Here is a 19,503-nt window from a genome sequence, read left to right on the forward strand (position 1 = left end):
ACAATGATTGAAAAAATAAAAGAAAACTCAATTTTTTGGTCACTGTTATTTCTTTCGATTGTTCTTTTAACAATACAACTTGATGGAGTAACTCTTCGGTCAGTTGATGGTGCAGTTTATTCTTCTATAGCTAGAGAACTTGCTGATAAGCCATTTAAGGAATGGGTTGTTTTGACATGGAGAGGAGGAGAGAAATTCTATGAAAATCCTCACTTCATGCCTATGTATTTGGCCACATTCATCAGAGTGCTTGGAATCACTAGCTACACAGTTATTATTCCTATTATCCTTCTTTCTGTTACCTCTTTAGTTACTGTGTTCAAGCTAGGTGAGATACTTGTTTCTAAGAGATTGGGCCTATTCTCTATGTTCGCACTTATTGCAACTCCTCAATTTATTAAGGAGGGAAGAAACCCGATGCTAGAAACTGCATTAATGTGTTTCACTCTTTTGTCGATATACTTTGGTATAAAATGTTTGAAAGATAAAAATATTAAACTCGCTTTCGTTTCTGGCCTATTATGTGCGCTTGCATTCTTATCGAAAGGACCTATATGTCTTTTAGCGCCGGGAGTATTGTTTGGATTTTATTTAACAAGTCACTTTTCTTTTTCCAACTCTTTAAACTTTTCTGTAACTCATAAGCAGTTTTTTAAAATTGTGCTCTTATTTGTACTAGGGTTTATCTTAATAATGGGAGTTATTGATATTTGGCACTTTATGATCACGGAAGAATCATTTTGGTTAAATTATTATAATATTCGTCTTCTCTATACAATTAATCACCCAACAGCAGGACAAATTGAAAGTGTAGGAGGCGATCCTCTATTCTACTTTAAACTCATCTTAAAAAAACATATTCCTTGGGCGTATATAGGTCTTGCTGCATTGATGGTAGCTTTTTTGAAAACGGCGAAGGATTATAGACCTGCTATAATTGTTGGAAGTTTAATGACATTTGGATACCTCCTTGGATTTAGCTTAATTGTATTTAAAGCGCCTTGGTACATAAATGTTTATTTTGGTGGAATTTCTCTGATGGGGGGAGTCACTCTTAGTTATACCTTTGAAAAAAAGATGAGAAAATTCAATGCTCCTTTAGTCATTATTTCGTTTTCGTGTGTTCTTCTCTTTTTAAGTTCTTCCTTTTCTTTCATTTTTAAGAAAAAGGAGAGGATTGTTGGGACTTTTTTGTCACAAGTCGAAACTAAATTTGAGAATAGATTTAAAGGTAAATTGATTTCTGCTTGTTATCCAATGGGGATGTGGAGGGGAAATTTTATTGTTCACTACTTCTTAGGGGCAAGGCTGAAAGATTGTAATGTAAATGATGAAGTAAAATTTGTAGACTTAGAACAGTATAAAATGAGTGGTGATGAATTACTGCTTTATAGTAACTTTCCTATGGGGTTAGTTACAAAAGTTAAGGAAAAATAAATGAAATACTTAATTACAGGTGGATGTGGTTTCTTAGGGTCTAATCTGGCCCAAGAAGTTCTAAACAGAGGTGACGAATTGGTCATCTTTGATAATTTATACAGAAATGGAACTGAAAAAAACTTAGAGTGGCTGAGAACTTTGGGAGAATTTAAGTTTTATCGTAATGATATTAGAAATAGGGACGATGTTCAGTTTTGTATAAAAACAGAAAAACCGGATGTCATTTTTCATGTCGCTGGTCAAGTTGCGATGACAACATCCCTAGAAAGACCACGATTTGATTATGATATTAATGTTGGAGGGACATTTAATGTCCTTGAGGCCGTTAAAGAACATTGTCCTGAGGCAGTAATTGTATATTCATCTACTAATAAGGTTTACGGAGATTTGGAGAATTACGAATATCATGAAAGTGATTCGCGTTATTCGATACCTGAGTTTCCAAATGGTCTTCCTGAAAGTATTGGGCTTGACTTCACAACCCCATATGGTTGCTCTAAAGGTGCGGCAGATCAATATATGAAAGATTGGGCAAAGTGCTATGGATTAAAGACTGTTGTATTTAGACACTCTTCAATTTTTGGAGGAAGACAGTTTTCTACCTTTGACCAAGGCTGGATTGGATGGTTTGTTTCTAGAGCTATTGAAACGCAAAGAGGAAATTTGAGTGAAGCTTTTACAATCCAAGGGAATGGAAAACAAGTAAGAGATGTGCTGTTTTCTGAGGATATTGTAAAGTGTTACTGGGCAGCTGTTGAGCACATTGATAAGACGAGAGGCCAATCATTTAATATTGGAGGCGGTATGGAAAATAGCTTATCTATTCTCGAGCTATTTAGCCATTTAGAAAAAGAATTAAATATAAAACTAAATTATACACAACTTTCTCCAAGAGAAAGTGATCAAAAAATGTTCGTTGCAGATATCTCTAAAGCAAAAGAGTTCTTTGGATGGGAGCCTAAAGTTAAAACTGCGGAAGGTCTACATAGAATGATCGAGTGGGTAAAAACAATTTAATAATTAGGAGAAAATATGAAAGTTTTAATTTTAGCAGGCGGTTACGGTACCAGAATCAGTGAAGAAACGGGAATTAGACCTAAGCCAATGGTAGAGATTGGAGAAAAACCAATTCTTTGGCACATAATGAAGCATTACTCTAGTTACGGTTATAATGAATTTGTAATCTTGTGTGGTTATAAAGGTCACTGTATTAAAGAGTATTTTGCAAATTACTTCGTTAGACAAAGTTCTGTAACATTTGACCTTGCTAACAATTCAATGGAAGTAATAAATTCTGATGTAGAAAATTGGAAAGTAACTTGTTTAGATACGGGAGATGGAACTTTAACAGGTGGAAGAATTAAGAGAGCTCAAGATATCGTAGGTAATGAACCATTCATGCTGACATACGGTGATGGTGTTTCTGATGTTGATGTTAAGTCACTTGTAGAAAGTCATAAATCTTCTGGAAGAGCATGTACAATGACTGCTGTGCAACCAGACGGTCGTTTTGGTGCACTCGAGTTTGATTCAAAAGATCAGCTGACAGCATTTAAAGAAAAACCACAAGGTGAAGTGGGTTGGATTAATGGTGGCTTCTTCGTATGTGAACCTTCAGTATTTGATGAAATTAAAGACGGAGATAGAACTATTTTTGAAAGAGCTCCATTAGAGAAACTAGCGAGCTCAGGACAAGTTAATAGTTATAAACATAAAGGATTCTGGAAGTGTATGGACACTCTCGCTGATAAGCAGTCGCTTACAAGTATGTGGGAAAGTGGAGAGGCAAAATGGAAAACTTGGTAGACTTAAATCTTTTTTCTGGAGCTTATAAAGGTAAAAAAGTCTTAGTTACTGGACATACTGGATTTAAGGGATCTTGGATTTGTTTTTGGCTCTCTCAAATGGGAGCAGAGGTTTGTGGTTACTCAACACCAGCACCTAGTAATCCTGCTCATATTGATAAGATTGATTTAAAAATTAAATCGGTCATTGCAGATATTCGAGATCAAGAAAAATTAGACGAGACTTTTAAGGACTTTAATCCAGAGGTTGTTTTTCATATGGCTGCGCAACCTTTAGTGCGCTTATCCTACAGAGAGCCAGATGAAACCTTTGAGACAAATGTTATGGGCTCTTTGAGAGTTTATGAGGCCTGTAGAAAGACTCCATCTGTAAAAACTATCGTTACAATAACAACTGATAAGGTTTATGAAAATCATGAATGGGACTGGGGTTATAGAGAAAATGATCGCCTAGGTGGAAAAGATCCTTACTCGGCTTCAAAGGCCGCTATGGAGATCATGACTAACTCATATAGACACTCTTATTTTAATTTAGATAAGTATGGTAAAGATCATAACGTACTAATGGCAACTGTAAGAGCTGGGAATGTTATTGGTGGAGGTGATTGGGCAGAAGACCGCCTCATTCCTGATATTGTAAAAGCTTCGATATCTGGAAACCCAGTATCTATTAGAAGCCCTTATTCAACAAGACCTTGGCAACATGTCCTAGAGCCTTTGTCTGGATATTTAATGATTGGTCAAAAGTTGATAGAAAAAGAAGTTAAATTTGCTCAGGCGTATAACTTTGGTCCTTCTGTTACAGAAGATGTAAATGTAGAAGAAGTTCTAATAACGCTGAAGAAGTATTGGGATAAGATCGACTATAAGATTGAAAGACCAGATGTTGTATTACACGAAGCAGGCCTATTGAAGCTTGACTGTACTAAGGCGTATCGTAATTTAGGTTGGACTCCAGTTTGGAATGTGGATGAAGCTCTAAAGTATACTATACTTTGGTATAAGTCTTACTATGAAGAAGGTAGTGTTCTTACTGTGAGTGACTTAAATAAATATATAAGTGATGCTAAGGAGAAGGCCCTTGCCTGGACAAAATCTTAGAGCATTAGTGACAGGAGGAACAGGGTTTCTAGGTAGTCATCTTGTAAAGATGCTTGTTGATCAAGGCGTACAGGTTACTGTCGTTAAGAGAGTAGAGTCTTCTACAGATAGGCTAAATAGTGTGTTAAATTCTATTTCATTTATCGATATAGATGAGCTTACTTCTTCTAAAATCTCTAAAGAGAAGTATGACTACCTCTTTCATCTTGCTACTTGCTATGGTCGAAATGGTGAGACTGATGAGCAGATCAATAGTGTAAATATAGAGTTGCCTTTGAGTCTTTTGAGAGCAATGTCTTCTATGCCTAAGGTTGTAAACTTTAGTACTAGTCTTGATCCTTCATTGAATACATATACCAGATCGAAATTTGAGTTTATAAAAGCATTGGAATTAGAGTTTGATTCTTTAGAACTTTTGAATCTAGAGCTTGAGCATTTCTATGGACCAATGGATGGTCAATTCATTGGTTATCTGATTAATTCGATAGCAAAAAATGTCGAAAAAATTCCTCTGACAAAAGGTGAGCAGGTAAGAGACTTTATATTTTATAAAGATCTTTTAGCTGCAGTAAATATTTTACTTAAATCTGGTGCTACAGGAAGTTTTCCTATTGGAAGTGGGAAGTCTAGAAGCCTGAAAGAGTCTATTGAGATTATAAAAAGTCTAGTTCCTGACTCTCAAACTTTACTGGCCTGGGGAGAGGTTGCTTATAGAGAGAATGAAGTTTTATACTCTGTTGCAGACATCTCTAAACTTTCAAAACTAGGTTGGCAATGTGAATACTCTTTTGAAGAAGGTATTCGAGAAGTTATCCAAAGTTTAAAATAAATATAATACATATTTTTTAAAACTTATTAATAATTTTTACGACTTCTTCTATATCTGTCTCTGTATGACAGTACGATATTGGTAGAGATAAAATAGTACTGTGAATTTTGTCAGCGATAGGATATTCCCCTTCTAAAATTCCCTGCATGCACTTCTGTCTATGCGGAGCAAGAGGGTAGTGGATTTCGGTCTTAACTCCATTCTTCTCCAGGTACTCTTTAAGTTGATCACGTTTTTCATGACGGATAGGGTAGATATGGTAAGAATGATGATACTTAGGATCCTCTTCAAGTCTTATGAAGTCGCTATTGAGATTTTTATTGTAAATAGTGGCGAGATTTCTTTTGTGATCTATGATTTGATCTAGCTTTTTAAGTTTTATTGATAAGAATATGGCCTGAAGTGGATCTAGTCTTGAATTGACACCTGTAAAATCATTATAGTACTTCTTGTGACTTCCATAGTTTCTAAGGGCCTTTATCTTATTGCAATAGTTTATATTATTTAGAGTTATTGCTCCCGCATCACCTAGAGCTCCAAGGTTCTTCGTTGGATAAAAACTAAATGCCCCCATATCTCCAAAGCTTCCGGCCTTTTGATTATTATATTTTGTTCCATGGGCCTGAGCAGTATCTTCAATTAACTTTAAGTCATACTTTTTACATAAGGACAGAATTGGATTCATATCACAAGCGTGTCCATATAAGTGAACTATAATGATTGCCTTTGTTTTTTTTGTAATTCGTTCTTCTATCTTTGTTGGATCAATTTGATAAGTACTTAAGTCTGGTTCAATGAGAACAGGGACTAAATTTTGATTTCTGATAGAAAGAATGGTTGCGATATATGTATTTGATGGAACTAAAACTTCTGAACCTTCTTCAAGTTCTAGAGCCATTAGAGAAAGAGTTAGAGCATCAAGCCCAGAGGCAACACCAACACAGTGACTATTACCATTATACTTTGCAAATTCTTCTTCAAATTTTTCGACTTTAGTGCCTAGTATGTATTGACCGGAAGAGATAAATTCTTCAAATTGTACTTTGTATTCATTAAAAAACTCTTGATTAGATAGTTTTAGATTTTCATATGGAATCATTATATTGGCCTTTCAAAAATATAGTCTTCTTTGTCATATTTTTCACTAGCGAGAACAAGAAGTACACAATCTGAGCTAAAGTTTTTCATTAGATGCCAGTCTGAAGGATCAATATATAAGCACTTAGTCGGACAATCTAATTTGAAGTTAGTGATCTCGTTACCTTTTTTATGTACCTCAATCTCACAATCTCCAGAAACACTAATAAGGGCCATTTGGGTTTTCTTGTGAGCATGCTCGCCCCTAACTGCTTCTTTTGGAACTTGATGAATATAGAAAACTCTAGCAATTGAAAATCCAAGTTGATCTTCAATAATACTTAGATTTCCACGTGTATCATTTATATTTTGAATTTCAAGATAATGGGCCATAAGTTTACTTTTTAAAAATGGTTAGTAGTGAGCTGCCAAAGAAGCTTAAACCTAGTAATCTTTCTAGTTTTACTATTCGATATAAGAGGTTATTAATAAAGTTAGTTGGTAAATCAATATCTGAATTTAAAGGTTTATCTGGACGTAACTTTAGCTCGATTCTTTGCTTTAGTCTTATAATATATATAAGTGGCGAGAGGAGAAATGGCCAATATTTAAAATCAACTTTTGAAAAACTACTCTGATCTAAAATGGAGTAAACCTTATCTTTTGAAAATCTGTTATTCTGATTTCCTACAAGGATATCATGTGATCCTTTAAAACAATCGAGAGCAGGAAGATTTGCAATAAAAATTCCTCCGGGTTTTAAAATCTTATAGATTTTGTTTAAGATATCGATATTTTCTTTCTCACTAAAAAAGTAGAGTACATCGTTTGAAATAATAACATCCGCACTATTGCTCTTGTAATGAAGGTGAATATTTCTTAAATCTTCTTCGAAGCAGTCTAAATTCATTTTTTTACAGTGAGCAATAGCATCTTTACTTAGATCAAATCCTTGAATATTTTCATAGCCTTTGTCTTTTAGAAATATTGAGAGTCCACCTGTGCCACAACCTGCATCAATAATATTGAGACTCTTTGATTGAAAGTGATTTTCAATTCTCTCATTTACTAGTTCATGTAAATTTCTATACCACCAAAGAGATTTTTCAACATTGGCCATCTTTTCGTATTCTAGTGGAGAGTTAATCACTATGGTTGCCTAGCTTTTCATAAATCGTATATTGTGGAATTTGATTTTGCGTTAGAAAAACTCTTCCGATATATTCTCCAAGAAGCCCGAGTATAATGAGTTGAATACCCGAAAAAAGTGTTATGCTTATAATTAAAGAACTCCAACCGATTTGAGTTTCCGGATAAAAAATCTTTTCTATTATGACAAATATTGCTCCAGTAAATCCTAGTAAAGCAAAAGCCGTTCCAAATAGACTTGCTACTCTTAATGGATATACAGAAAAGTTTAAAAACATATAGCTCCAAAGCCTAAGTAGCTTTACGAGTGTATAGTTAGATTCTCCAGATTCTCTGGTGTGGTGAATTACTTCTTGAACACCTATTCTTGCAGTGTTTCTAAGAATGAGACCGTCTATATAGGGATATGGTCCCTTGTATTTTATTATTTCATTTTTTAATTGTGCTGTTATCGCTCTGAAGCTAGAAAGGTAGAGATCTTTAGGCTTCTTAAGCATCAATGTTGCCATAGCATTTGTAAATTTACTTCCTAAGTTTCTGAAATAATGATGTTTTTTCTGTTTGTACGAAGTATAGACAACCTCATGACCTTGGTCGATTTTACTTACAAGTTTATGTATTTCGGAAGGGGGATTTTGGAGGTCATCGTCAATATTTACAATGATTTCACCTTTGGCATGAAAATAGCCCGCCATTACTGCATTATGCTCACCAAAATTTCTCGAAAGGTTAATGGCCTGTATATTTTGTGGATATTTATTATGAAGCTCTTTTAACACTTCCCAAGAATTGTCAGGCGAAAAGTCGTTTACAAGTACGATATCTAAGTCATAAGTAGATTCTAAATGTTCAAATAGTTGGTCAACAAGTTTATGAATCGAAGATTCTCCATTATAGACCGGAATTACTATGGACAGTTTTCTCATATTTTAACCTTTGCTTAACTTTAAAATACTATCAGATGCTTATTTTAATGAAAATGAAAATATCATTATTTGTGGCTCAAACGATTTATCGGTGATAAATTTTTAATATGAAAAATCTAGAATTAACTAATGAATTAAGGCTTTGTTGTCCAGTTTGTCCTTCTTCTGAGCTAGTTATAGGCGAGGAAAGTTTGAACTGTAGTAAGTGCTCTGAGAGCTACTTAAAAAAAGATGGTAAGTATTATTTCGTAAATTATGATGAATCTCCAACATATGACTCTCTTGATAAAATTAAGACAATATTCAAGAAGTACCCTAAGTTATATGGCTTCTTAAAGGATACTGTTAGTCCTCTTTATTTTAAAAATGATCTGTCTAGATTTATAAGTAATAATAACTCATCAGGGCGAGTTCTTTTAAACCTTGGAAGTGGAAATTTCTCAATTGGTGATAATGTTCTCAATGTTGATTTAATTGCATACGATAATGTCGATATTGTTTCGTCTCTTGAGAAATTACCTTTTTGCGACAATTCTGTTGATGGCATAATTATAAACTCTGTTCTAGAGCATGTTCCTAATGCCGATTTAGTTGTTGATGAAATGTTTCGAGTTTTAAAGCCAGGAGGGAGATTATTCGCTTCTGTTCCATTTATTTGTGGCTTTCATGCGTCTCCATACGATTACACTAGATGGACTAGAGAAGGCGTAAAGGTCTTGTTTAAGAAGTTCGAAATGACTAAGTTATACTCAGAAGGGGGGCCAAGCTCTGCTTTGCTCTGGGTTTTTCAGGAATGGTTTGCAACGCTTTTTTCATTTGGTTCTAAGAATCTATTTAACTTAAATTATCTTTTAATAATGCTTTTGACTTGGCCATTTAAATACCTCGATATATTTATGACCAAATTTCCTACAGCTCATCATATAAATTCTTGTTTTATTTTTGAAGGCCGTAAGAAGTAATTAATCGAAGGAAGTAAAGCTTCCTTTAGCGAAGAAAATCCAATCATTATCTTGAATAATATCGATATTTGGACTTTTCTTCCATGTTTCGATTAGTCGTGGAATTGTTCCTTCAGGCATAGGGTACTTATCACCAAACTTATCAGGTTTTTCAACAAGTACATATTTGAATGGACCTATATTATTTCCTGGAAATGAAGGCAGACCGACTTGGTAGATATCTTTTCTAATCGCTAGGTTTGGAATGATATGTGCCTGTACAAGTGCTTTGCCGTCAGGGTGTTCGACTAAGTAATTAGTTGCAAAGTTTAATGAGCTTATTCTTTCCGTAATAGCAGGACAGAGTTTAGTCTGGTCACTTCTAGTCACTCTTTTTATTCCTTTAGAGATATAGCCACCATTAAGAGCAAAAATGAGAATAATAGATAGGGCCAGTGCTTTTTTAGGAAAAATAAAGTTCTTGTTAAGTGGCAGAAGAATTAAAAAAAGAAATGCGCTATATGGAGCTCCATAGTGATGTCTCCACATCATCGGAATAAAGTTTAAAAGAAATGGGGCAATTATTATGGGAGCAATTTCCCAGTTAAACTTCACTTTTTGTTTTATCGAAAGATAGATAATTGGAATAAAAGGTACATGAAATTCGATGAATCTTCTAATAAGATCCCATCTGCCGGAGTATTGAAGTATCAGTTTATGAGGCTCAAGTAAGAGTTTTCCTATGAAGTCATGACCTTTGGGTAAAGTGTAGTTTCCAACTAAATGAGGTCGAATTCCCCAGACAACCAGTACCCAACTTACGCAAATTAGAATTAAGGGAATACCTAGCTTATAGTTCTTTCTATAACATAGAAGTACGCCAACCATCACTATCGCGAATTGAAAGACTTCTTTAAATAGAATTAAAAAGATAGCCGATAGAAGAGTTCCCCAATAATTACCTAGGAAAAAGAACATTCCAAAAAGTAGAATGGGAAATGTCGCCCATAGGTCTTGATGAATAGGATAGTGTATGGCAGAGGTCACACCTTTATTCATTAGTAAGTAAAAAATAGAGAAAATGAGTATTTGATTTTTAGAGCCAAATTCTGTTTTTTTATGAAATAAATACCATACGGGAAGAAATGATAAAACAGGAAAGAGATAATCAAGGTAAATCCCTAGCTTTGCAGCCGAGCTAAAGAATATAGAAAAGCTAGAAATCAGACCTAAGAAGATATGAAAATGATCCTGTAGCTTATAAATGTCCATTGTGGATAAGTATGGATTAGGATTAAATAGACTCGATTCGTTAATTATTTGAGCATAGATACCAGTATCGTAATTATGATAACAATACGCAGCTAGTTTATAAATAACTGGTAGAGTGAAAAAACAAAACAGAATCAGGGCCGCAGAAAGATACGTAAGAAATATTTTTTTATTCTGTAGCATTTAAATACCATTTTAAGGTTTTAATAAGTCCTGAATTAAAGTTTTCTTTAGGGGTCCATTTTAGTTCTGTTTTAATTTTTGTGATATCAATTGCATATCGTTGATCATGACCAGGTCTATCTTTAACAAAAGTTATTAGGTCCTCATACTTTGTTTCTGATGGTTTGAGTTCTTGTAAGATATTGCAAATTTCAGAAACCACTTCTAAATTTGTTCTTTCACATTCTCCGCCTACGCAATATGTTTCACCAAGCCTTCCTTTATGAAAAACCTCAGCAATCGCATGACAATGATCATCTACGTATAGCCAATCTCTTATATTCTTTCCGTCTCCATAAATAGGAATAGGCTCTAGGGCAATTGCCTTTCTAATAATTGTGGGAATGAGCTTTTCGTTGTGTTGTCGTGGACCGTAGTTATTAGAACAATTTGTAGTCACTACACTTAGTCCATAAGTATGAAAATAGCTCCTTGCTATCATATCTGAAGATGCCTTAGAAGCTGAATATGGTGAGTTAGGGGCATAGGGAGTCGTTTCACTAAAAAGGCCTGTTTCTCCTAGGGCGCCGTAGACCTCATCAGTGCTGATATGATGAAATTTAGACTTTTCGTATTCTTTTCTATATGAAAAAGGAGCGTTCATCCATTTCTTTCTAGCAACATCAAGTAGATTAAATGTCCCTTGAATGTTGGTATTTATAAAACACTCTGGGCCCTCTATTGAGTTATCAACATGAGATTCGGCAGCAAAGTGAATAATATCTGTAATATCGTACTTGGAAAAAATATCTTCTAGAGAGTTACGCTCGCAAATGTCACCTTCAACGAAATGATAGTTTTCTTTATTCGTAATTTCATTCAAGTTATCTAAATTTCCTGCATAAGTGAGCTTGTCAAAATTAATGATATTATATTCAGGATACTCATTCATGAATTGTATAATAAAGTTAGAGCCAATAAAACCTGCTCCACCGGTAATTAAAATATTCTTCATCATTTACCTAATTAAATTTGTTAAGTGTTTACCATAGTCAGTGTTACGCATTTTTTTTGCTGCGTGTTCAACTAATTCTTTTCCTATCCATCCCTTGTTATAGGAAATTTCTTCAAGACAAGCGATTTTTAAGCCCTGCCTCTTTTCAATAGTGTGAATGAAGTTTGAAGCTTCTAATAAAGAGTCGTGTGTACCATTATCAAACCAAGCAATACCTCTTCCAAGAACTTCTAGTTTAAGCTTTTCTCTTTTGAGATACTCTTGATTAACACTGGTTATTTCTAACTCACCTCGTTGAGATGGTTCAATAGTTTTTGCAATTTCAATGACATCATTATCGTAATAATAGAGACCAGTTACAGCATAATTAGATTTTGGCTCTTTTGGCTTCTCTTCAATGGATAAAACTTTGTGATTACTATCAAATTCAGCAACTCCATACCTCTTTGGGTCTTTCACATTATACCCAAATACCAGAGCACCATCTTTTAGTTTAGCACTTTGCTCTAGCTGTTTTGAAAGGCCTTCTCCATAGAAAATATTATCTCCAAGAACTAAGCAAACAGAGTCGTCTCCGATAAAACTTTCACCAATGATGAAGGCTTGGGCCAGACCATCAGGACTTGGTTGTTCTGCGTATTCGATTGAAATACCTAAATTTGATCCATCTCCTAGTAGCTTTTGGAAAGCGGGAAGATCTCTTGGAGTTGATATAATAAGAACTTCTTTTATATTAGACAGCATTAAAATTGATAAAGGATAGTAGATCATCGGTTTATCGTAGATTGGAATGATTTGCTTTGAAATTGATAGTGTTGCTGGGTTCAATCTAGTCCCTGCACCACCAGCTAAGATGATTCCTTTCATTTTTTCCTCTATTAAGTGTTGTTGCGAAGCGCTGTTTTGTATATATATAATCTAAAGTATAGTAATAAAGTAACACTTTACCAAATAGAAATTATAAAATGATAACAAAAAACAAACTCTTCATTCTCCTGCTTAGCACATTTTTTGTGTTTTATTTTCATGCTTTGAACGTGCAGGGGTTTTTTCATGATGGTTACTTGTACGCCGCTCTTGGTAAGAATTTTCCTTGGGAGAGCTGGCTAATTCCATCTCAGTCTACAACCGAGTTTAGAGAATTTGCACATCACCCACCACTCTTTTTCATTTTAGAAGGGCTATTTTTTAAAATTTTTGGACACAATTTTTGGCAAGCACGCCTCTTTGGTCTAATATGGATTTTTGCAACGTTTGCGGTCCTATTTTATTTTCTATCCACTAGGTTTAATAAAGTATTAGCATTCTTCTCTTCTTTCTTGCTTCTATTAATTCCTAGTCTAATGAAAAAATCTCGTTTTCCTAATATGGACCAAGCACTGCTCTTTTCTTATACCCTTTGTCTTCTACTATACTTTGAAGCTTGGACAAAGAAAAGCTCTAGGCTTTGGGCCTGCAGTGGTTGTGCGTGGGGGTTGAGTCTATTGATAAAGGGGATATCCGGTGTTTTATTATTACCTCTTATTTTTATGCATCAAGTGTATGTAAATAGATCGCTAAAATTTCTTTTAAGAAAAAATATCTGGATTGCTTTTATGTGTGGCCTTGCTGTTTTTAGTATATGGCCCCTCGCGCTATTAGCTATTGGTCGTTATGATATTTTTAGTGAATATTTAGATTTTCAACTATTTAATACCGCAATAGGGGGAAGAGGCCAAAATGATATTAATCATTTTATATATCCACTTCATTTAATTAAAAATTCTCCGCATATAACAATATTATTCTTATGGAGTCTCTATCTTTTGTTTAAAAATGAGATTACTAAGTTTCGAGAGTTCTATTTATTTAATCTAATATGCTTTCTAAGTTATGTTATTCCACTTTCATTTATGAAGTTTAAGTATTCACATTATTTGATACCAATTTATCCATCATTTACGATAATGGCATCTTATCCAATTTTGTTAAAAGTTAAATTTAATGAAAAAGGATTCTTAAAGGTTTGGAGTGGAGTTCTCGTTATTGCTTTTATAGCTTTGTTTCCGATGGGAACTACTAATAAAGTACGACGAGATAAAGAAATATTTGAAACCTCATATAGCTTTGATAAGCTAAAAAAGATCCCCTCCGAATGGATTATTGTAGATGAGTCATATAGCTATTGGGCGATTTCTGGTCTAAGCTCTTTTGTTTTTTCGGCGAATCCTCATCGTTTAAGTAGTGAGCAGACGATATCTTTTATTACTCTTAATCCTGTAAAATCTCTTGTCTTCACTAGTGATGAGCCTGATGTAAAGTTGAAAAAAATTCTAGATGAAAACTTTATTATATTAAAAAAGATTCCAAATAAAAAAATGATTGTTTGGAGTCATCGTTTTAATTATCTTTAACTCTTAACGAAAGAGATGTGTACGTAATTAATAAGAAAGAAATTAAATAATAGTAGTTACAAAAGGCCTGTTTCCCAAACAAAAATACGCAAAAGTAAGTCGTAATTAACCAAAAAATAAGCTCACGTAAATCATTCTTCTTTTTCAACACAATAAAATAGCTTCCTATCAAAGTAGGAAGCAGGTAAATACTCATTGAAATAAGTGAAGGGATTCTTATTTGATAATGATGAAATAACCAAGATGCCCAGGATAATGAATCGGCCCTAGGCTCATATCTTAAGAGATCGACTAGTGTTACTTGAATAAAGTCATGATGATTCCAAATTAAAAAAGGGGTAAAAATAATGATCGCGCTAAGTGCACAAATAAGTAGAAAGGTGAAAAAAGTTTTAATTCGAAGATGAGTGAATGCGTATGCACAAGTCAATATTGCTAGGAAGAGATTATATTGCTTGGTTGCACATAGAAACCCTAGAACAATGGCGGCAAAGTAAAACCTTCTCCTTTGTAGTAAAAGAAGGAGGGTAGATAATTGTGCGATAATGAGATTTTCTGTCCATGTTTGTTCAAGCACAAAGTAAACAACAGGAAAGCTCATCCACAATAGTAAGAAGATCTTTCTTGTCTCTTGTTTTATCTTCTCACCAAGCATTAACTTATTAAAAGCAATAAGAGTTAAAATATATGATACGACATAGAAATATCGTACATCTGAAAGTACCCATTTGAACGGACTAAGTGTAAGTAAAATACCTGGCCAATAAACGTAGCCCGCCACGTAGCCGTACCTTCCATTAAAAATATCTGAGTACTGGGAAGAGTAAGGATTAATACCATTTAAAAGAAAATCTGCACCTTCCTGAGTCACAGTATAAACATCAATGAGAGGATTTGGTGACGCAGTTATAACCAAAAGATAGCAAAGAAGATTTGAACTAAAGATTATAGGACTTATTTTGTTAAAGAGTTCAGCGACTCTAGATTTTTTGAAAAAGAAGGAAAGAGCATTAATTATGTTCAAAAAGGAAATAACTCTTATAAAATATGTAATAGATTCAACCTTCGGGTAAAAAAGGTCAGGGCTAATTGTTAATAGAGCGCTGAAAACAACATAAATCACTGATAGATAGACACTTGAGAGCTTAAGTTGCTTATTACGAAAATGATGAATAATAAAAAAAAGTAATCCTAGTGAAATATAGATAAGATGATTAGTCTTTATAAAGCCATGTGTTCTTCTAAGGGAGTATCCTAAAAGAAGAATGAAGGTGTAAGGGAAGAGAGAATTAAATAAAGGGTGTACCTTACTTTTAAAGTTAATCATTTCTTACACCTATAAATTGCCCAGGCCTTTGATCTTTGAAGTTGTTTTGAAAACTTCTTTGTAAACCATTCAGGATAAGTTGAGTACTCTTGCGTACAATTTCTTTTTTCAAATGTTGTGAAATCTTTAATTTTTTCGACTAGAAACCAAGAGGTATTCTCACTTTTTGATACTGCGTGATCAACTTCATTCTCAGACGTAATATGTATAAAGGGAGTCTCTTTTTTAAGATAAATTTTTAGAATATCTCTTTGCAGATTGTTGTATGTGTAAAGAGAATTAATTCTTTCACCATTATTGTAAAGGTATTTATAAATATGAATAGGTGTATATGCAGGCTTTATAGAAGATATTAGAAGAAATATTAAGTTTAAAATAATTGATAGTCTTATTGTAAGCTTTAGGGCCCTATTTTCTAAGACAGTTTTTTCAAAGTGCTCAAAAGTAAGAGCTAATAGTATTGGAACAAAGATAATAAGAGGAAAGATATATCGAAGTTCCTTGTGACCGATCGTACTGTGTAGAAGAAAAACGGGGAGACTTACCCAAGTAATTAAATGAGTAGGCTTTTTAATCCAAACAAATACAGTTGCAATGATCATAAATATTGAAAGAGGTGGAACTCCTTTAGAGAATACTTTTGTAATATAGTAATACCAGGGGGAGACGCCAAATCCTTGTGAAACATTACGTGTGAACTCTTGATATAAGTAGCTCCAAGTACTATAAGTTAATTCTTCATATCCCCATGTATCAAATATTGAAGTAAATAAAATTGATAAGAATGAGCCAATGACGATGACAAAGACATTGCTTAATTTTATCTGAGCAATGAGTAGTAACCAAAGGCACAAGAAAAGTGGCATTGGCGCCAATGGAATTCTAAAGTTTACAGACATGCCAATTAGAAAGCCACCTAATAGGCTGTGGCTAAGTGGAATGCTCTTTGTATTGGATAGAAAGTTGATTTTTAGCGTATTTGTACTACTTTTTAATGTTGATATAGGAATGCTCTTAACTAGCACTAGCAGACCTAGAGCAAAAACATTCATACCAAAGTTTTCAGCAGTAGTTCTTGCGTGAATAAAAGGAAAGAACCAGAGGGTAAAGAAGCAAAGGTTAGCAAGATTTATAGCTTTAGTAGAGGAGAAGAAAATTCTCGAAAACTTAGAGAACTTCACAAGGGTGTACATTGAAAAAATTGAAGTAAAGAGCCTTAGAAAGAAAGCGATAGTAAATGGATTCTTTATTTCAATAAGGTTTAAAATCTTTGCAATTGCATAATAAATACCTGGCTGAACCCAGTTTCGTATTTTGGCAGGATATTCCCATGAGAGTTCTTCAATTGGATATAAGTTTAGTTTAACGAAGACATACCTTAACATTCCAAGATGTTCATCTGGTCTGTGAAAACCTTCTGAGAAGATCACAGCGATAAGGTGAAAAAATGCACTAAAAATAAAAAGTTTCTTATAATTAATTTCAATATCATTTTCTAAAAAATTCTTAATCATTATCGCTCGCATTTAAAAAGAGACCAGAGTTCCGATCGACTGATCCAATTTCCAATATTCATATTTAGCATCCAGTTAGGAATACTTAGGTAGTATTGTTTACAAGAAGAAATACTTTTAAGTTTGAAGTATTGTTTTCCGCGAGAAGCGAAGACCCAAGCATTTGGAGCCCTTTGAAGTAATAACTCTACTTCCTGTTCAATTTTCTCTTCTTTGATGAAAACTTGCTCTGGGTAATGAAAGTTGTAGAAGTGCATATTTAATGCTGCTATCCCATACGGTTTTAGATCTCCAACTACAAAAACTTTTTGAAAAGGTTCTTTGAGCTCTTTATAGGTCCATTTGTAAAATTGAACAGAGCTTTGAACAGGTCTTAAAGATGCTTGAGTTAAAAGAATAAAATTTATTACGAATAGTCCTTTCATGAAGATACGAGCCGGTTTTTTAGAAAAGAAATTCTCTAAAGTGGTGATGATTCTATCTTTTTCATTAAATACTAGAATTAGTAAAAGAGGAGAGTAAACGACTATAGGAAATAAAAATCTTAATTCTTTGTGGGCCACATAGCTATGAACAAAAAAGAATGGAAGCGTTATCCACGTTAGTTCGTGTTTCCACTTCTTTACCCAGCATATTACTGCGCCCGCAAGTAATGGCAGAGCTATGGGAAGAACACCTTTTTTCATAGAGTAAGTGAAGTATCCCCACCACGGAGAAGTTCCCCATTTGTTAGCTAGTTTAAGGTTTATATTTTGATAGAAGTAGTAGTATGGAGCAAGTGTCCATTTTCCATAGCCCCAGTAGTCAATTCCAATTCCTATAAAGATTGAAATTAAGACACCTAAACAAATTAGAAATATGGACTTGTAAGAGACTTTTTTGAAGATAAGCGACCAAAGAGTGATGAATAAGATCATGAAGCCTATGTGGTATCGCATATTAAACGCACAACCCATTAGCATCCCGATTACAAGGGCGTGAAAAGTTTTAAAGTTTGTAAAGTTATGGTCGTTTTTTCTTATTTTTAAAGCATAGACTGAGAATGCTATGGAAAATATCGAGCCTCCGAGTGCTTCGCAAGATGTTCGCGCATGAATAAAAGGAATGAACCACAGAAGGTTTAACGAGATGATGGCCCATTTTCTCTGCCATTCTTTCTTGAGTATTTCTAACGAATAGAGAGATAAGAGTAAAAACGAAAAATACCCAATTATCGAAGATATTAGTCTTAGTATTAAAACCCAAATAAACCGATTTTCAATACCGAATAATTGCGAGAGTTTAATAATAGGATAGTAGAGAAATGGTTGAATCCATGGACGCATCGTGTGTCCATATTCCATCGTTAAGTCACTTTCAGGTGTGATTCCTAATTTGTAACCAAGGAACTCTAAAATTTCAAAATGTTCATCATACTGTAGGAAACCTTCTGAAAAAAATGCTGCCAATATATGAAAAATAGCACCAATAATAAACCAATTCTTGTATTTTCCTGTTAGCAGTACTTTTAGTTCTTGAAATGAGGGAAAGAGATTTGTCATAAATATCCTAAAAGGGAAGGAGCTCTTCTGGCCTTGAAGAAAGTTGCCATGTCGGCTTTTTTGAGTTTAATGACTCGCCTGAGATGACTCTTTCATATAATTTTAAATATTCATCAGTAAGAGTTGATATTGAGAATTTGTCTACAACATATTGTCTAATTCTATCTCTTTCAAATTGATTATTCTCACATTTGACTGCTGCAAGAAGCTCTTCCTTTGAGTTGCAAATTTTACCTGAGACTTCATTTATAATCTCAGGCAAACTACCATATGGGCCTCCGAAAACAGGCATTCCCATTGCCATTGCCTCAATAATGGCAATTCCAAATGGTTCATGCCATCTGACTGGAAAAAGAAAAGCATCGCATTTTTTCATGATACTTATCTTCTCGTCACCGCCGACCATGCCATAGGAGTGTATATACCTTGAAGGAAGAAGCGCCCTTCCTCCTGCAATGTGAAGGTGCTTTTTTGCTTTTTTACAAACTTGAATACAGTGTTTTAGGTTTTTTACTCCCCAAGATCCTTTTGCGAGAAAGAGAAAATTATTTAATTCGCTAGAATTAGATTCTTCGTATGGATATTCATCAAAGTCGAGCGCGTTGTAAACAAAACAGCCCGAGCCGTGATTTTGAGCATGTCTCTTTGAGACAAAGACTGAATTAACAGGAAACTCTTCTCCTATTTGCCCATTGCATTGCATATTAACTATTGTTGGAACTTTGGACTTAGCAACATAGTTATAAGTGAGATGTACAATGTCTGCATCAGTTGGAATAAGCTTAGAAAACTCATCTGCATCAGTTGGACTGGCGACTAATTGGATTCCAAACTCTTGAACTTGAGAATCAGGGTGACCGAAGAGTATAACTTCGTGACCCCTTCGTGCAAGCTCCTTCATATGCCAAAAAAGTATTCTTTCAATGCCTCCATATTTTTGGACAGGCAAAATTCCATTGTGCTGGAAGACTATTTTCATAAATTTCCTATTTTTGTACCTTTAATTATTAC

18 protein-coding genes are annotated in these 19,503 nt (G+C 34.2%); 7 read left to right on the top strand and 11 right to left on the bottom strand.

Annotation, left to right across the window (positions count from 1 at the left end):
- Positions 1-3 precede the first annotated feature (3 nt).
- The 5 genes from DPQ89_RS15065 to DPQ89_RS15085 are packed head-to-tail and all read left to right on the top strand — an operon-like array spanning position 4 to position 5,175.
- Positions 4-1,437, top strand: a complete 1,434-nt coding sequence (locus tag DPQ89_RS15065) for a glycosyltransferase family 39 protein (protein WP_127717862.1) — start codon at positions 4-6, stop codon at positions 1,435-1,437.
- Positions 1,438-2,457 carry a GDP-mannose 4,6-dehydratase gene (locus DPQ89_RS15070; RefSeq protein ID WP_127717863.1) on the top strand — a complete coding sequence of 340 codons (1,020 nt, stop codon included), beginning with the start codon at positions 1,438-1,440 and terminating at the stop codon, positions 2,455-2,457.
- Between the two features lie 15 nt (positions 2,458-2,472).
- Positions 2,473-3,246, top strand: coding sequence for a glucose-1-phosphate cytidylyltransferase (gene rfbF / locus DPQ89_RS15075; RefSeq protein ID WP_127717864.1), 774 nt, complete (start codon positions 2,473-2,475; stop codon positions 3,244-3,246).
- Positions 3,231-4,346, top strand: a complete 1,116-nt coding sequence (gene rfbG, locus DPQ89_RS15080; protein ID WP_164848457.1) for a CDP-glucose 4,6-dehydratase — start codon at positions 3,231-3,233, stop codon at positions 4,344-4,346. The genes rfbF and rfbG overlap by 16 nt, the downstream gene beginning before the upstream one ends.
- Positions 4,327-5,175, top strand: coding sequence for an NAD(P)-dependent oxidoreductase (locus tag DPQ89_RS15085; protein ID WP_164848458.1), 849 nt, complete (start codon positions 4,327-4,329; stop codon positions 5,173-5,175). The genes rfbG and DPQ89_RS15085 overlap by 20 nt, the downstream gene beginning before the upstream one ends.
- Positions 5,176-5,191: 16 nt before the next feature.
- Here DPQ89_RS15085 and DPQ89_RS15090 read toward each other — a convergent pair whose 3' ends face one another.
- The 4 genes from DPQ89_RS15090 to DPQ89_RS15105 are packed head-to-tail and all read right to left on the bottom strand — an operon-like array spanning position 5,192 to position 8,327.
- A complete protein-coding gene (locus tag DPQ89_RS15090) occupies positions 5,192-6,274 on the bottom strand; it encodes a DegT/DnrJ/EryC1/StrS aminotransferase family protein (protein WP_127717867.1) in 1,083 nt (360 codons plus the stop codon).
- A complete protein-coding gene (locus tag DPQ89_RS15095) occupies positions 6,274-6,645 on the bottom strand; it encodes an FdtA/QdtA family cupin domain-containing protein (RefSeq protein WP_127717868.1) in 372 nt (123 codons plus the stop codon). The genes DPQ89_RS15090 and DPQ89_RS15095 overlap by 1 nt, the downstream gene beginning before the upstream one ends.
- 4 nt (positions 6,646-6,649) lie before the next feature.
- Positions 6,650-7,402: a bifunctional 2-polyprenyl-6-hydroxyphenol methylase/3-demethylubiquinol 3-O-methyltransferase UbiG gene (locus DPQ89_RS15100; protein WP_127717869.1), complete on the bottom strand. Its 753-nt coding sequence runs from the start codon at positions 7,400-7,402 to the stop codon at positions 6,650-6,652.
- Positions 7,395-8,327: a glycosyltransferase family 2 protein gene (locus DPQ89_RS15105; RefSeq protein WP_127717870.1), complete on the bottom strand. Its 933-nt coding sequence runs from the start codon at positions 8,325-8,327 to the stop codon at positions 7,395-7,397. Before DPQ89_RS15105 ends, DPQ89_RS15100 begins: the two co-directional genes overlap by 8 nt.
- Before the next feature lie 107 nt (positions 8,328-8,434).
- On the opposite strand from DPQ89_RS15105, the gene DPQ89_RS15110 reads away from it, so the two are divergent.
- Complete coding sequence (locus tag DPQ89_RS15110) at positions 8,435-9,289, top strand: class I SAM-dependent methyltransferase (RefSeq protein WP_127717871.1); 855 nt, start codon at positions 8,435-8,437, stop codon at positions 9,287-9,289.
- Here DPQ89_RS15110 and DPQ89_RS15115 read toward each other — a convergent pair whose 3' ends face one another.
- Genes DPQ89_RS15115 through rfbA form a run of 3 tightly spaced genes read right to left on the bottom strand, consistent with a single transcriptional unit; the run spans position 9,290 to position 12,584 of the window.
- A complete protein-coding gene (locus tag DPQ89_RS15115; protein WP_127717872.1) occupies positions 9,290-10,723 on the bottom strand; it encodes a hypothetical protein in 1,434 nt (477 codons plus the stop codon).
- Complete coding sequence (gene rfbB, locus DPQ89_RS15120) at positions 10,710-11,717, bottom strand: dTDP-glucose 4,6-dehydratase (RefSeq protein ID WP_127717873.1); 1,008 nt, start codon at positions 11,715-11,717, stop codon at positions 10,710-10,712. Before rfbB ends, DPQ89_RS15115 begins: the two co-directional genes overlap by 14 nt.
- Positions 11,718-11,720: 3 nt before the next feature.
- Positions 11,721-12,584, bottom strand: coding sequence for a glucose-1-phosphate thymidylyltransferase RfbA (rfbA, locus tag DPQ89_RS15125; RefSeq protein WP_127717874.1), 864 nt, complete (start codon positions 12,582-12,584; stop codon positions 11,721-11,723).
- 98 nt (positions 12,585-12,682) lie between these two features.
- Between rfbA and DPQ89_RS15130 the strand changes: the two genes are divergently transcribed.
- Positions 12,683-14,110 carry a glycosyltransferase family 39 protein gene (locus DPQ89_RS15130; RefSeq protein WP_127717875.1) on the top strand — a complete coding sequence of 476 codons (1,428 nt, stop codon included), beginning with the start codon at positions 12,683-12,685 and terminating at the stop codon, positions 14,108-14,110.
- Here the strand turns inward: DPQ89_RS15130 and DPQ89_RS15135 are convergent.
- The 4 genes from DPQ89_RS15135 to DPQ89_RS15150 are packed head-to-tail and all read right to left on the bottom strand — an operon-like array spanning position 14,097 to position 19,471.
- Positions 14,097-15,437: a hypothetical protein gene (locus DPQ89_RS15135; RefSeq protein ID WP_127717876.1), complete on the bottom strand. Its 1,341-nt coding sequence runs from the start codon at positions 15,435-15,437 to the stop codon at positions 14,097-14,099. The genes DPQ89_RS15130 and DPQ89_RS15135 overlap by 14 nt on opposite strands.
- Entirely contained in the window at positions 15,434-16,951 is a 1,518-nt protein-coding gene (locus DPQ89_RS15140; RefSeq protein ID WP_164848462.1) for a hypothetical protein, read from the bottom strand. The genes DPQ89_RS15135 and DPQ89_RS15140 overlap by 4 nt, the downstream gene beginning before the upstream one ends.
- A complete protein-coding gene (locus DPQ89_RS15145; RefSeq protein WP_127717878.1) occupies positions 16,951-18,492 on the bottom strand; it encodes a hypothetical protein in 1,542 nt (513 codons plus the stop codon). Before DPQ89_RS15145 ends, DPQ89_RS15140 begins: the two co-directional genes overlap by 1 nt.
- 7 nt (positions 18,493-18,499) lie before the next feature.
- Positions 18,500-19,471, bottom strand: a complete 972-nt coding sequence (locus tag DPQ89_RS15150; protein ID WP_127717879.1) for a glycosyltransferase — start codon at positions 19,469-19,471, stop codon at positions 18,500-18,502.
- Between the last annotated feature and the right edge of the window lie 32 nt (positions 19,472-19,503).

It is taken from the genome of Halobacteriovorax sp. HLS (assembly GCF_004006665.1).
Lineage (GTDB): Bacteria > Bdellovibrionota > Bacteriovoracia > Bacteriovoracales > Bacteriovoracaceae > Halobacteriovorax.

Coding starts and splice junctions, on each gene's coding strand:
- DPQ89_RS15130 (WP_127717875.1), top strand. CDS start 12,683: ATGATAACAAAAAACAAACTCTTCATTCTCCTGCTTAGCACATTTTTT.
- DPQ89_RS15145 (WP_127717878.1), bottom strand. CDS start 18,492: ATGACAAATCTCTTTCCCTCATTTCAAGAACTAAAAGTACTGCTAACA.
- DPQ89_RS15070 (WP_127717863.1), top strand. CDS start 1,438: ATGAAATACTTAATTACAGGTGGATGTGGTTTCTTAGGGTCTAATCTG.
- DPQ89_RS15090 (WP_127717867.1), bottom strand. CDS start 6,274: ATGATTCCATATGAAAATCTAAAACTATCTAATCAAGAGTTTTTTAAT.
- DPQ89_RS15135 (WP_127717876.1), bottom strand. CDS start 15,437: ATGATTAACTTTAAAAGTAAGGTACACCCTTTATTTAATTCTCTCTTC.
- rfbA (WP_127717874.1), bottom strand. CDS start 12,584: ATGAAAGGAATCATCTTAGCTGGTGGTGCAGGGACTAGATTGAACCCA.
- DPQ89_RS15140 (WP_164848462.1), bottom strand. CDS start 16,951: ATGATTAAGAATTTTTTAGAAAATGATATTGAAATTAATTATAAGAAA.
- rfbF (WP_127717864.1), top strand. CDS start 2,473: ATGAAAGTTTTAATTTTAGCAGGCGGTTACGGTACCAGAATCAGTGAA.
- rfbG (WP_164848457.1), top strand. CDS start 3,231: ATGGAAAACTTGGTAGACTTAAATCTTTTTTCTGGAGCTTATAAAGGT.
- DPQ89_RS15110 (WP_127717871.1), top strand. CDS start 8,435: ATGAAAAATCTAGAATTAACTAATGAATTAAGGCTTTGTTGTCCAGTT.
- DPQ89_RS15115 (WP_127717872.1), bottom strand. CDS start 10,723: ATGCTACAGAATAAAAAAATATTTCTTACGTATCTTTCTGCGGCCCTG.
- DPQ89_RS15105 (WP_127717870.1), bottom strand. CDS start 8,327: ATGAGAAAACTGTCCATAGTAATTCCGGTCTATAATGGAGAATCTTCG.
- rfbB (WP_127717873.1), bottom strand. CDS start 11,717: ATGAAGAATATTTTAATTACCGGTGGAGCAGGTTTTATTGGCTCTAAC.
- DPQ89_RS15150 (WP_127717879.1), bottom strand. CDS start 19,471: ATGAAAATAGTCTTCCAGCACAATGGAATTTTGCCTGTCCAAAAATAT.
- DPQ89_RS15095 (WP_127717868.1), bottom strand. CDS start 6,645: ATGGCCCATTATCTTGAAATTCAAAATATAAATGATACACGTGGAAAT.
- DPQ89_RS15065 (WP_127717862.1), top strand. CDS start 4: ATGATTGAAAAAATAAAAGAAAACTCAATTTTTTGGTCACTGTTATTT.